Genomic DNA, 12,984 nt, shown 5'->3' on the forward strand with positions numbered 1-12,984 from the left:
TTGATTAGAAAAAATCTGATCAATGTCTCAGTTTTCTTGATTTAAGATACGCTCAAAATTAAAACAGGTTGAGCTAAATGATGAATACCGGAATGTGTACAGAGGTTTATATTTTTCGTCAAATAAAATTAAAAATTTATGCCATTTAAAAAGAAAAGTGACACACAAAAAATACATTATATCAGGGATTTCTTCTTTTTTAAACTTGTGAACTTAGCTGTTTTTTCCCTTTCTATTCTTACTTTTTAGTTTAAAAATATCTATTGTCATTGTGTCGCTCAAATCGCCATTTTCTGGACACTAATATCTAAAAATAAATATGATGTAAAATTATGCGTTACTTAGTGTTGTGTAGTAATCACACTGATCAACCTGCCAAGATTCCAATCACAACCACCTTTGAACAACATGAAACAACGATGACTAATAACAGTGGATTTAACGCTTCACAAAATCCAGTGGATGGACAATGATATTAGCAATGATGATTTCCCATTCTGATTGTAAAAGATCAATAAAGTTGATATAATGAATACGAAAAGAGGAGTTGCGCTAACAACTCCCTTAACAGCACCGTTTAAGACGGTGACCAGTTTAATATTATTTTTGAAAAATAATCGTCGACCGGCTAAAGCTGACGGTTATTTTTTTTGATTGTTGTTTACAACTGCCAAGATTCCAAAAATGATTGTTGCGATTAAAGAACCGAAACCAATCATTAATCCTAGCGCCGTTTCAACAGGCAAAAGGCTTCTCCTTTCTGTAAGATTTTGGAAGTACGCACATACGCACCACCTCACTTTCAATCGGATAGCCACCGTCACAAACTTTACTGTCTTGATTATTATTAGCATATCTAAAATTGACTAAAAATTCTCAATTTTAGTTGTTTTTTCTATAATTTTAGCGAGGAGATCGTGATGGAATAATCTATTGTTTTACTCGGTAAAATTCAGGTAATCAAGACGCAGCCATTGCTTGTGCGATTTACATTACAAATGAGTCCTGAACCAATCAATCAGTGGTCAATATAGAAATAGCGGATAAATTGCTCATTTTGGAAGAAAGCAATTATACTATTTCAGTAACAGGTCACTTCAATAAACGGAATCACTTAGTCATTGAATCGATGTAAATTAAAAACTCCAATCATTTTATGCGATTGATGAGCATAAAAAAGAAGAGCTGCACTCCTAAATGTGGATTGCAGCTCTTGTTGTTTTACATAGATACAGGAAAAAAGGTCTGTTTAGTAGAGACTGGGACAATAGTCTTCTTCAGTAAGAAAATAAGCTTGGTCGTCCTAGTCCCTCGTTTTTTTGAGAGATGTTCCAGACTTTCTTTACTCTTTTTCAAAGTAGTCTTTTTCCGAAAATTCTGCTTTTTGGTAGACACCCTGATCGCCATAATACTTGTTGTAGCGTTGTTTGAACTTTTTAAAAGTAAAGACAACCAATAATTTGATCAATGTGTAAATTGGGATACCAAAAATTACACCCATGAGTCCTAGTAAATCACCCATCACTAATAAAACAATCAAAATAGTGATTGGATGGACTTGAAGGCGATTGCCCATAACTCGAGGGATAACTAAGTCCCCATGAAGTAATTGGACGATGAACCAGACCAAAACAAACTTAATTGCCATGAATGTCGAATCTTGGAAAGCAATAAACAATCCAGGAAAGAAGGCAATAAATGGTCCAATGTAAGGAATGATACATAAAATCCCAGCTGCGATTGCTAGTATGCTTGCAAATTCTAAGCCGATCAATAAAAATGTGACCCAATAAACAGCTCCTAAGATGAAAGAAGCAATGATTTGCCCTTTTAAGAAATCACCTAATTGTTGATTGGCGATTTTAGTCAATGTCCGAAAATCTGTACGGAACTTGGGTGGTACGATCCCTAACACAGCTTGATAAAATTTCTGAGGATCTCTTAATAAGAAGAACGCAATGATTGGACCAGTAAACAATGTAATAAAGGTAGATGTTACTGCTGAAAAGATATTCCCGATACTTTGTGCGCCACTTTCCCAATAATCGCCAATAAACGAGGCAAAATTAGATGTCCAATCATCAATCGATGAAAAGAATTGATCGAATGTGTCCGCAAAAGGTGTTTGCGCTAGGAAGTTTTTCAAAGTTTGTATAAAATCGTTGAACAAATCAGGAAAACTAGTCATTAGTGTTTTGGCTTGTTGCTCCAAGAAAGGAACTAACCAAACACTCCCTAAGCCGATCAAAAATAAAATAATGACATAAACGATAGTAACAGATAAATTTCTAGATAGTTTTCGGCTCAAACGTTTGATCAACGGGTCTAGTAAATAATATAAAACTAACGCAAATAGTACTGGGGCGAGTGTCGTCGCAAAAATCACAAAAAATGGTTTAAAAATAAAACCGATCTGCTGAAAAAAGTAGATCACTAAAGCTAACATAATCAACAACCCTAATACATAATAAGAAGTCGTTCCTCCTAGAAAACGTATCAGACGTGACTGATCTTTAGAATTATTCTTCAATTTATTACTCCTTTCAATGTACTAAATCGCTCTAAGTTCAAGATAAAAGTAAAAGGAAATTGTTTTTTACCTATCGGGAACGTCAAGCTGATTTATCTTATTATAGTCGGAACTAGTGACAAAAAGAAAATGATACTGTTCAGAAATGGCTAGAAAATAAAAAGAAATAGTTTTAAGAAAACGCTTGACTATTTATTTAGCGATATGATAAATTAAATCCTGTTGATAAAACGTAAAGATTACGATTTGGTAACTTTAATCGTAAAATGAAAGAAGATGAAGGAGTGTCGTCAAATGAAGCGTTTGGTTTATTTATTAGGGATAGTAGTTACTGTTTGTATACTTGCCAGTTGTGGCAATCAACAAGAAGCCTCGAACAAAAAAGAAAAATTGCAGGTGATGACGACTTTTTATCCAATGTATGATTTCACGAAAGAAGTAGTGGGAGATGAAGGAGAAGTTGAGTTATTGATTCCTGCTGGGACAGATTCACACGACTATGAGCCGTCAGCAAAAGATATGGCAAAAATTCAAAATGCGGATGTCTTTGTCTATAACAACGAAAATATGGAAACCTGGGTACCAGCAATCCAAAACACATTGAAAGAGGGGAATGTGTTAGCAGTCAAAGCGACTGAAGGGATGTTGTTGTTACCGGGTAGTGAAGAAGGACATGACCATAGTCATGGCGAAGCAGGGCATTCTCATGAATTAGACCCGCATGTTTGGTTAGCTCCAAGTTTAGCAATGAAACAAGTAAAAAGTATAAGGGATCAACTGATCACAAAATACCCCGATAAAAAAGAAGCCTTTACTAAAAATGCGGAGAATTATTTAGAAAAATTACAAGAACTTCATCAGAGTTATCAGGATACCTTAAGTAAAGCAAAACAAAAATCTTTTGTTACCCAACATGCCGCATTCAACTATTTGGCATTAGAGTATGGACTGAATCAAGTGTCAATAGCTGGCTTATCCTCAAGTGAGGAGCCTTCAGCCGCAAGAATTGCTGAATTAAAACAGTTTGTAAAAGATCATGGGATCAAATATATTTATTTCGAAGAAAATGCAAAAGACAGTATCGCTAGAACTCTAGCAAATGAAGCCGGCGTTTCTTTGGCTGTCTTGAATCCTCTAGAAGGTTTAACGAAAGAACAACTTGCAAATGGTGAAAACTACTTAACCATAATGAAAGAAAACCTCAAGTCATTACAAAAAACGACAGATACAGTGAATCCACTGGAAGCCACACTGACACCAGAAAAAGAAAAAAATGTATATAATGGTTACTTTGAAGATTCAGCTGTGAAAGACCGCAAATTGTCCGATTGGAAAGGGCAATGGCAAACGGTCGATAACTATTTAGCTGATGGAACCTTAGATCCCGTATTTGAGTATAAGGCAAAAATCGATCCAAAAAAATCAGCAAAAGAGTACAAGGATTATTATACCGTCGGATACCAGACGGATGTCGAAAAGATCAAGATTGACGGAGATCGAATGGCATTTACTTTTAAAAATGGTGAGACGAAGCAATCATCTTACCGATATGCAGGTAAAAGAGTTTTGAATTACGCTGCAGGAAATCGAGGCGTACGCTACTTATTTGAAGCAGTAGAGGCAGAAAGTGGCGCTTATCGATATGTACAATTCAGTGATCATTCGATTGCACCAACAGATTCGGAACATTTTCATATCTATTTAGGGAATGAAAGTCAAGAAAGTTTACTGGCAGAAATGGATCATTGGCCAACTTTTTATCCAGTAGAGATGAGTGGGCAAGAAATTGCGCAAGAAATGCTGTTACATTAAACTACAAAATAGGAACAAGAAAAGATAAATAAGAAAAAATGAGCAAAACAAACAGACGAGTTTTGCTCATTTTTTTTTGTTTGTTTTTGGGGAGAAGTCTGAGATTTACGAGATCAATTTTTTTAAACCACGTACAGAAGCCGGAATCACTTCGCCATTTGCTAACGTGATTTCACGAGTTTTTTTGTTGATCGTACGGACATTTTGAGTATTGATCACGTATGATTTATGGCAGCGGATAAAATGACGGTTCATTTTCTCTATTTCTTTGATTTTATCATAGAACTGCATTTGCGCATGAGTCAAATGAACCTCTAATTTATGTGGCGTTCCTGGGGAAGTAGAGAAATACTGGATATCTTTGATCGGCAGAAATTTTATTTCATCGTTAAATTCGATTTTAAAAATATCTTTTTGTAAAGGAGTCGCTTTGACATCTTCAAAGATCTTACTTAAAATACGTTCCACATTTTCTTTTAAATCAAAAATATCTTCTTTGATAATATAATCAGTCGGTTCAATATTACTCTTTAAGATAGACATTGAAAGATCCGTATGAGAAGTAACATAAATAATTTTTCCTAAAGGATCTAGATCTCTTACGCGTTTTCCGATCATAATACCATCTAGATCGCTATCTTTTAATTCAATGTCTAAAAAATAAATACCAAAAGATGAGGTTCGTACTCTAGCTGCTTGAAGAAGTTCAATTGGATCAGAAGTGGCGATATGGACATAACTATCCAAATTCTCAATCATAATTCGATTTTTGATCACTGCTGAAATTACTTCCAACTGTTTCGTGTCATCTTCGCAAATATAAATTGGAATCATACGAATACTCCTTTATTTTGTTTGTATATAGATTGTCTGAGAAAAACGTTGATTCTCAATAGATGTCTCTAAAAAGATATAAGGATTGGCCTTTGACAGCTCATCCAAAATGAATAAACCGAGTCCTTCGTTTTTAGGATCTTTTTTTGTTGAAAAACCTTTTTGTTTTAATTGATTTAACGGAAGTGTATTCATCGTTGTATTGATGACACGAATAATCACTGAGTTTTTCTTTTTTAAAACAAAGAGTTCAATTTTCTTCTTTTTAGTAATTAAAGCTCCTTCAATCGCATTATCTAAAATAATACCTAACATTCGGACGATGTTTACTGTGTGTTTTTTCTTTAAAGTGATCTCTTCTGGAATAACAAGATGCACGGATAATCCTTTTTCTTGTGCCATCATTAATTTCAAAGACAATAAGCTTCTTATTTCAGGAATTTTTATGTTATCTAACAGACTAAGGTTTGCTGGGAAAAGATCCATCATTTGACGAGTGGGTAAGATATTTTGATTGTAGTACTTACGTAATCCCTCCAGGTCACCTTCAGCAAGATAACTATTCATTGAAAAAAGCAAGTTTTGATAATCATGCTTGAATTCTCTAAGGTCTTGATAGTTTTTTTCTAGATCACGGATGTAATCTTGTTGCATTTGCATACGCTGTTCTAACAATTGGTCTGCCATTTTTCTCTTTGAAATTTTCCAATAATAAATGAGGATAAACAGCCCGCCACAGAGATAAAGAATGAAAAAGCCAGTGTTGATAGTTAAAATTTGGGGAGTCTCGCCAGAAAAACGTGTATAAAAGATAACGATATAATAGGTAAATAACATCAACGCGCCAACGGTTCCAATCATTCGGCGATCCAACCCATGGAAATTTTCTAAGGCTTTTTTAAAAGCTAAAGCAAGTAAGATCGATAACGTCGCAGAAATGACGATATGAATATACTGCAAGGAATCTCCTGGTTCAATGACAGCAGATTTCAAAATAAAAAAATCGCTGATGCTCGTCAAATGGTCTCCTAAAAGCGAAGTAAGCAATCCCCAAGGAAGAGCATAAACCAGTTTTTGCGGGGAAGTAGAAAAGAAGAAGAATGTTAGCATCAGCATACCTATAGCAAATAAAGCAGTAAATATCCCAAATAAAGGATACATAAAACCTAACAAGACACAAGAGATTAAAATAGTGGTAACGAATAAGTATTTCTTTTTAATTTGGTGTTCAATGAGTAATACACAAATTGTGTAAATTAAATATTGCAAGGCTATGGACCACAAAAACATAAAGTACAGCTCCCATTGATTTTTACCAAATTATAGCATATTTATTGAATTATTTTTTTAATTTTTCAGGGATTTTAAACTCTGAACTCATACCAAAGCAGCATCCAGACACAAAGAAGTCAGACAAATTAGTAAGTTGTTTAATGATTGTTTTTTTCATAGAAAATTCCTCCAAGATTCATTATATAATTCGTAATTGGAAGCAGCGTAGCTATTTCTAAAATAATCCCGAGAAGCAAGTAAGTAGAAAAGTAAGAATTAGCGAAAAATAAAATAGTTATTGCAAATAGAAGAAACATGAAAATTGCTTTTTTTAACAGTGGTGGGCGTTTTTCAGGTTCAATGGGATTGATTGCTGTACCTTTTGATCCATAGCGAAGCAACAATAAGAAACAGATGATCAATGAAATGACCTTCAGTGGGGAAGAGATGGTCACATCAAAGTGTTTCATTAAGAGGGGAACGCCCCACAAATAAAGCAAAGTCCATAGTAAACAAACAAATTCAGAATCAGAATGAAGTCCGTAAGCATAGCGACGGATACAAATATAAGAAAGAAAGGTCAATCCTGTTTCGACCCAAGAACCGGTTATTAAAGAAAATACTAAAACAACGGCCAATTTGCCAAGGTTATTCATTAATACATCAAGGGCAAATTTTACTTGGAGATAAACCATTTCATCTTCTATTTTTTCACCACTGAATAATGTGTCTAATATTCTATTTACAACTTTATTTTTCATCCAACGTACCTCCAATAACGATTTTATTCTAAATTTGTTAAAAATAGTGTTTCGATTCATAAAAGGTTGTTTTGACATCAAAACCGTAAAAAAAAGATCAAAAAATTCAGTTAGATCTTTCTTTTTTGAGTATTTTATAAATGGCAGATAAAAAAAGTGAACGGTTTTGACATGAAAAGGGCTTTTTATGATTTTTATGTGTTCTCTGCCTAGAAGTATGTTAAAAATTGATTGACTTAAAAAATATTGGAGGAACTATCATGGGGAATGAACAAGTAATGGAGAAAATGGATGAGCAATTATTTGAAGTTGGTGAAACAGGTGCTTTTGTTTCAGATTTATTTGAAGCACCTATCAAAGGAGAAATTGAAAAAGTTTATGAAAACAGCGTGATGATTCGGGTCATCAAATGTGCAGTAGAAGATAATGAAACTGCCGACAGTTTGCATTGGCAACTTGTTGTTCGAAAATCAAGTGCGATAATGGAATGAATAAAAATAAACATAAACACAACAAATAGGCTGAGGTACTGTCCGAGTATCCTGTAAATCAGCCTATTTGTTGTGTTTTGAAGTATAGTGATTTTTTTAGTTAGTTATTAAAGTGAACACGCTTGTCCTTATTTTTTGGATAAGACTATATGACGTTGGTAAAATTTCCATACTTGAATGCTTTGAACAATTGCTATGATTAAAAATAAAACAGCCACTAATAAAATAGCAAAATGCCCAAATAAATGGTGGCAAAAAACGAGAACGCCTGCGCCACTGATGAAAGCCAGAACAACTGTCAGAAAATGGAAAAAACGATCGAACGCTGCTTTTTCTTTTGTGACAAGAGAATCGTATAAGTTAGTAGCAACTCCTTTTAGATTCCCCGTAGTAAAAAGATTAGTATAAGCTCGTCCATCGATTTTATCAAAAGCGACCCATTGAATAGCTGCTGTAAATGCAATCATGATGGTTACGATGGCTGGGTGGATACTGATTGGAGTCAGACTGACTAAGAAAAAGATAATTGCTTCGTAGTAAAGAACATACAAACGCCAATAGTGTTTTTCTTTCTTTTTGAAATAATCAATCAAAAATTTTGTCAGTAAAATCCCTAAAAAAAAGAAGACAGTAGAAAGAATTTTTTTTCCAACGCTAATCCATTCACCATCGAAAGCTTGGATGATTGCTAAGACAATATTACCCGTTTGTGCTGAAGCAAATGCGTTATATTGAATATATGTATAACTGTCCATTGCGCCACCGATAAAGGATAATAAAAGTCCGATTGTCCGTCCTTCATGAAATGAAGTACTCATTTATATTCACCTTCAAATTAATATATTTGTCTTTTTTATTCTATCATATTGGTTATATGTTTTTGATATTTTATAGATAATTTTCAGAAAAGGTCAGTGTTTGCTAAAGTCATTTTAATTTTTAGAAAGGTCTGTTAGTATAAAAGAAAAATATTGACCATTTATATATAGAAAGATGTGAAAACAATCAATCAAGGGAATGAAAAAGAAATACTTCGCTTACAAAGAGAAATCAGTCATTGGGAAAAAAGATATGAGAAGCTCCAACAAATTTTCCGGATGCAAGAAGAGATCATTGCAAGCTATGAAGCAGCTTATGGTGAAGCACCTGGGCTGATTGAGGAAGAAAAAGAAACGAATAATAGTCATTCATTTTTCGATATGATGGAAAAGCGCTCCTACAATCGTTTTAATTACGAGCAAAAAGCAGCGATTACTTACAATATGGAAAAAAATCTAAGGATCATTGCAGGAGCGGGAAGTGGGAAGACCCAAACAATTTGTGCAAAAGCTGTCTATTTAATGACTGAAAATCAGGTAGATGAGCAACGGATATTGATGATCACTTTTACGAGAAATGCTGCGAATGAATTGAAAAAGCGAGTAGATAATTTTAGCCAACGAAAGACCAATGTTCATATAGGAACTTTTCATAGTATCTTTTTTCGTTTGTACAATGATATTTGTCGCCAATTCCCAGAAGTAGTCACTGAAGGGATACAGGGAGAATTTTCAAAAGAGACCTCATACAAAGTCAGTGGACTAATACAACAACTTATTCGTAAGTATAATTTATACGCTTTTGATCAATATGGAGAAAAAAATTTGGCGGCACGTCTTGATTATTGGCAGAATATGAACTTATCAATAGAAGAAACGCGAGTGTTGATAAAAGAAAACTTTGACTTTATTGAACCGAATGCAACTATGCCGATTTCCGAAAGAATGACCCACTTCATGCGAGAACTGCAAGCACAAAAGAAAGAGCAACATCTTTTTGAATTCAATGATGTTCTAAGTAATTTAAAACAAGCCTTGCAGAACGAAGAAATCAGAAACTTCGTGGGACAAAAATATGATTATTTATTTATTGATGAATTTCAAGACACGAATCCTTTACAGTGGGAGATTGTTCGCCTGATCACGAAGGAAACACCAATGAAACTTATTGTGGTCGGTGACGATGATCAAAGTATCTATGGGTTTCGAGGTTCGGAACCTTCTTATATTAAAAATTTTGACCAAGAGTACGCAACGAAGACGCTTTTTTTATTAACCAACTATCGTTCACGTGCCACCATTGTTCAAGGAGCGAATCGCTTAATTACATTTAATAAAAATGATCGTATCCAAAAAGCAATGATTCCAGCTAAGAAAGAGGCGGGGATTATGCAGGCGCTAGCTTTTGATGACATACAAGCTGAAAGTCGCTGGATCATTGAGCAAATCAAAACATTGATTAAACATAAAGGAAAATACAAAGAATCAATCGTTTTATATCGGTCGTTAACGCAAACCCAGCAATTAGTCCAAGACTTGTTACAGACGGATATCCCCTTTGTACTAGAAGCAGATGGCCCATACGAAGGGATATTTGGGATAAAACTATTTCAACAGTTCTATCAAAGGATCCTTTACTGGCAAAATGCAACTACTTATCAAAAAAAGACACAGGGTTATCAACAAGTACTCTATCAGTTAATGATTAATTGCTATTTCAAGAAGGCTGAATGTGAGGACTATTTTTCACAACGAAATAAAGTAACAGATATTGTGGAATATATCCTTTCTGTAAAGCCGCATTTAAAAACAAAAGAAAAAGAGATTCATCGGTTTGTAAAGAACCTTCATACTTTTGATAAAAATGGCGGAAAAGGTTTTGATCGTTTAATTCAAAGCTACCTTAAATTAAGTCGACCAACTAAAGAAATAGACGGTAGTGAGCGTGAATGGTTGTTAGGAACGCTCAAACAATTTCCAACATTAGAAAAAATCAACCATTTAGAAAAAGACATCCAAGCAGTTGCGAAACAACTAAAAACTCGTTTAATCGCTTACCGACAAGGAAAACTTGATGCTTTATGCATTCAAAGTATTCATAGAAGTAAAGGCTTAAGCTATCGCAATGTTTTTTTAGTTGGTTGTAATGAAGGAGCTATTCCTTACAATGGTGCCTCTGATAAAGCAGCCATTAGTTTGGATAAGGTCAAGGCAGAGCATGTGACAACAGTCGAAGAAGAACGCCGTCTTTTTTATGTAGCAATGACCCGAGCAAGGAATCGTCTCTATTTGTGTATACCTTTGATGAAGGGGACGAGAAAATTGAAAACTTCTAGATTTATTAGAGAAACAGGTTGTAAAATTAAAAAAATACATGTTTGATCACATAAAAAACGATATTATTAGGTAAAAAATACTAATAATATCGTTTTTTTTATGTATTTTTCTTCTTTTTTTTATACAAAATAAATTAATTTTTTTCATATAAACACAGGATTAAAAGGGTTTAATAGCAAAGGAGAATAAATTTTCTGAATTTTAATAGCTAATAATTGGTGTTTTTTATAACTTTCAGTTAGAATGGGATTATAATTAAAAAGGAGTGAGAGAATGATAAAAGTATATACTTCCCCTAGCTGTACTTCTTGTAGAAAGGCAAGAGCATGGTTGCAAGAAAATCGTTTAGATTTTGAAGAAAAAAATATTTTTGCAGAGCCGATATCAGAAAATGAAATACGTGAAATTTTAGCAGCCACTAACGGAGGCGTTGAAGACATTATCTCTACTCGCTCAAAAATATACGAAAAATTAGCTATTGACTTCAACGAGCTCACATTAAAGCAAATGATCGTCCTTTTTAAACAATATCCTTCTTTACTAAGACGTCCGATCTTAATTGATGAAAAAAGAATATTGATCGGTTTTAATGAAGATGAAATTCGTTCGTTTGTTCCAAGAGAAATTCGTTCAGTTGCAAGAAGAATGATTTATATGCAAAACAGTATCTTCAGTTAAATTTAAAAAAGGAGGAATCTTGTGAAGGTATACGGGTCGGCGCATTGTGTGACGTGTCTAAAAGCAAAGCAGTGGTTAGAAGAACATCATCTCTCTTATCAGTTTATTGATTTAGATCAGAGAGAGCTAACCGTTAAGGAAGCAAAAGAATTGTGTGGGTTTGAGAATGTTCACGCGGAACGACTGTTCGCCACTTGGTCACAAGGTTTCAAAAATCTGGAAATTGATTTATCTACTATTAATGAACAACAATTGATTGTTTTGTGTAGAACACATGGAGAACTAATCAGACGTCCGCTGATTATTTTTGATAATGTTTTATTTGTTGGGTTTAATGAGGAATTAATGGAGAAATTAATTGCAAGCCAATAAATACAGGATGACTTCAGTGGCAAAAAAACGAAATAGTCGGTTAGAGGAGATGGATGGCTATTCATTTCCTTTTTTTGTGAGTGATCTTTTCTAAAAGAAACTTGTCTCAGTCTTTTCTATTATCTCTAAAAATGAATAAACGGCGTTCAAGAAGCAACTCCTCAACAATAAGCGATGGTTTTCTAAAATATGAGGAGCTATTTTAAAAAATCATCGCTTATTCGCTCGGAGTTGAACGCTTCTTTCACAGCCTCTTGCTAAACGGTGTTCAAACATCAGCTCCTTGAAATAAGAAAGAATTTTTCAAAACATGAGAAGCTGTTTCAAAAAATTCTTTCTTATTGTCATCAGAGCTACCCGATGTTTTCACGACCTCTGATTCACGGTGTTCAAAGAGCTGATCTTCGGCGATAAGTCAAAAAATCTCAAAACATGAGGAGCTGTTTCGAGATTTTCATCCTTAACGCTTAGGTCATGACACTCTTTTCACAACCTCATTGATCAACGGGAAAACGATGAACGTTCATCAATGGGGCAACCGTGTGGAGTAACCAAAGATGTCATAAATGGACAACAGCTGAAAGAAGTCTTACGGTTCGATTATCTGGATAGCCAGAATCAGTAGAATGACTATGGCTTATTTAATATAGAAAAGCTGAAACCAAGAGTGATAACCTATACCAAAGGTTTAAATACTTATTGACATGTGTAAAATTACATGGTATATTCTTTTTTGTTGTTTTTAGTTACTCGTTTTAAAAAAATGAAGTAATAAAAAAGATTCAAAAAGTTCTTGACGTGTGAGTTATCACATGATAAGATAACTGAGTCGTTAAAAACCGACAGCTTATGAAGCTTGATTTCATCGAAAAAAACTTCAAAAAAGTTGTTGACAAATAACAAACGATGAGTTATGATAAATGAGTTGCTGAAGCGTTTCTGAAAAACGAAGTGAAAAAAACTTTTAAAAAATAGTTGACAAACAAACGTCGATCTGTTATGATATAAAAGTTGCTACGGCAATATCGAATGATTAATCGCTAGCTCGTTAAGAAGTTTCAACTTTAAATCAAGTAGCA

12 protein-coding genes and 1 pseudogene are annotated in these 12,984 nt (G+C 34.1%); 7 read left to right on the forward strand and 6 right to left on the reverse strand.

The features are described from left to right. Positions 1–332: 332 nt before the first annotated feature. A complete protein-coding gene (locus AB3I12_RS03665) occupies positions 333–473 on the forward strand; it encodes a hypothetical protein (protein ID WP_155727565.1) in 141 nt (46 codons plus the stop codon). Positions 474–641: 168 nt separating this feature from the next. Here AB3I12_RS03665 and AB3I12_RS03670 read toward each other — a convergent pair whose 3' ends face one another. Beyond that, on the reverse strand, positions 642–746 hold the full coding sequence (locus AB3I12_RS03670) for a putative holin-like toxin (protein WP_223603620.1): 105 nt from the start codon (positions 744–746) through the stop codon (positions 642–644). A 186-nt stretch (positions 747–932) separates the two neighbouring features. Between AB3I12_RS03670 and AB3I12_RS03675 the strand changes: the two are divergent. Beyond that, positions 933–1,135 (forward strand): annotated as a pseudogene (locus AB3I12_RS03675) (hypothetical protein). Positions 1,136–1,342: 207 nt separating this feature from the next. Here AB3I12_RS03675 and AB3I12_RS03680 read toward each other — a convergent pair. Next, positions 1,343–2,530: an AI-2E family transporter gene (locus AB3I12_RS03680; RefSeq protein WP_010720222.1), complete on the reverse strand. Its 1,188-nt coding sequence runs from the start codon at positions 2,528–2,530 to the stop codon at positions 1,343–1,345. A gap of 294 nt (positions 2,531–2,824) precedes the next feature. On the opposite strand from AB3I12_RS03680, the gene AB3I12_RS03685 reads away from it, so the two are divergent. After that, positions 2,825–4,342, forward strand: a complete 1,518-nt coding sequence (locus AB3I12_RS03685; RefSeq protein ID WP_063626500.1) for a zinc ABC transporter substrate-binding protein AdcA — start codon at positions 2,825–2,827, stop codon at positions 4,340–4,342. A 105-nt stretch (positions 4,343–4,447) separates the two neighbouring features. On the opposite strand, the gene AB3I12_RS03690 is transcribed toward AB3I12_RS03685, so the two are convergent. From AB3I12_RS03690 to AB3I12_RS03700, 3 genes are all read right to left on the reverse strand, one after another. Beyond that, positions 4,448–5,176, reverse strand: coding sequence for a LytTR family DNA-binding domain-containing protein (locus AB3I12_RS03690; RefSeq protein WP_010720220.1), 729 nt, complete (start codon positions 5,174–5,176; stop codon positions 4,448–4,450). Positions 5,177–5,188: 12 nt separating this feature from the next. Continuing rightward, a complete protein-coding gene (locus AB3I12_RS03695) occupies positions 5,189–6,466 on the reverse strand; it encodes a sensor histidine kinase (protein ID WP_010736951.1) in 1,278 nt (425 codons plus the stop codon). A 140-nt stretch (positions 6,467–6,606) separates the two neighbouring features. Continuing rightward, on the reverse strand, positions 6,607–7,209 hold the full coding sequence (locus AB3I12_RS03700; protein WP_010736952.1) for an accessory gene regulator B family protein: 603 nt from the start codon (positions 7,207–7,209) through the stop codon (positions 6,607–6,609). A 278-nt stretch (positions 7,210–7,487) separates the two neighbouring features. Here AB3I12_RS03700 and AB3I12_RS03705 point away from each other — a divergent pair, with 278 nt between their 5' ends. Beyond that, positions 7,488–7,700: a hypothetical protein gene (locus tag AB3I12_RS03705; RefSeq protein ID WP_025480261.1), complete on the forward strand. Its 213-nt coding sequence runs from the start codon at positions 7,488–7,490 to the stop codon at positions 7,698–7,700. Positions 7,701–7,828: 128 nt separating this feature from the next. Here AB3I12_RS03705 and AB3I12_RS03710 read toward each other — a convergent pair whose 3' ends face one another. Continuing rightward, on the reverse strand, positions 7,829–8,518 hold the full coding sequence (locus tag AB3I12_RS03710; protein WP_010736953.1) for a YoaK family protein: 690 nt from the start codon (positions 8,516–8,518) through the stop codon (positions 7,829–7,831). 177 nt (positions 8,519–8,695) lie between these two features. Between AB3I12_RS03710 and AB3I12_RS03715 the strand changes: the two genes are divergently transcribed. From AB3I12_RS03715 to AB3I12_RS03725, 3 genes are all read left to right on the forward strand, one after another. After that, complete coding sequence (locus tag AB3I12_RS03715) at positions 8,696–10,900, forward strand: ATP-dependent helicase (protein ID WP_063626501.1); 2,205 nt, start codon at positions 8,696–8,698, stop codon at positions 10,898–10,900. Between the two features lie 228 nt (positions 10,901–11,128). Next, entirely contained in the window at positions 11,129–11,533 is a 405-nt protein-coding gene (locus AB3I12_RS03720) for a Spx/MgsR family RNA polymerase-binding regulatory protein (RefSeq protein ID WP_010720214.1), read from the forward strand. Positions 11,534–11,554: 21 nt separating this feature from the next. Then, positions 11,555–11,905, forward strand: a complete 351-nt coding sequence (locus AB3I12_RS03725) for a Spx/MgsR family RNA polymerase-binding regulatory protein (protein WP_010720213.1) — start codon at positions 11,555–11,557, stop codon at positions 11,903–11,905. Positions 11,906–12,984: the final 1,079 nt, after the last annotated feature.

The organism is Enterococcus sp. C65, from assembly GCF_040887165.1.
Taxonomy (GTDB): Bacteria; Bacillota; Bacilli; order Lactobacillales; family Enterococcaceae; genus Enterococcus_B; species Enterococcus_B hirae.

What these genes read in the sequence shown, in the direction of transcription:
- AB3I12_RS03710 (WP_010736953.1), bottom strand. Translation starts at nt 8,518, where the DNA reads ATGAGTACTTCATTTCATGAAGGACGGACAATCGGACTTTTATTATCC.
- AB3I12_RS03685 (WP_063626500.1), top strand. Translation starts at nt 2,825, where the DNA reads ATGAAGCGTTTGGTTTATTTATTAGGGATAGTAGTTACTGTTTGTATA.
- AB3I12_RS03665 (WP_155727565.1), top strand. Translation starts at nt 333, where the DNA reads ATGCGTTACTTAGTGTTGTGTAGTAATCACACTGATCAACCTGCCAAG.
- AB3I12_RS03720 (WP_010720214.1), top strand. Translation starts at nt 11,129, where the DNA reads ATGATAAAAGTATATACTTCCCCTAGCTGTACTTCTTGTAGAAAGGCA.
- AB3I12_RS03695 (WP_010736951.1), bottom strand. Translation starts at nt 6,466, where the DNA reads ATGTTTTTGTGGTCCATAGCCTTGCAATATTTAATTTACACAATTTGT.
- AB3I12_RS03700 (WP_010736952.1), bottom strand. Translation starts at nt 7,209, where the DNA reads ATGAAAAATAAAGTTGTAAATAGAATATTAGACACATTATTCAGTGGT.
- AB3I12_RS03705 (WP_025480261.1), top strand. Translation starts at nt 7,488, where the DNA reads ATGGAGAAAATGGATGAGCAATTATTTGAAGTTGGTGAAACAGGTGCT.
- AB3I12_RS03690 (WP_010720220.1), bottom strand. Translation starts at nt 5,176, where the DNA reads ATGATTCCAATTTATATTTGCGAAGATGACACGAAACAGTTGGAAGTA.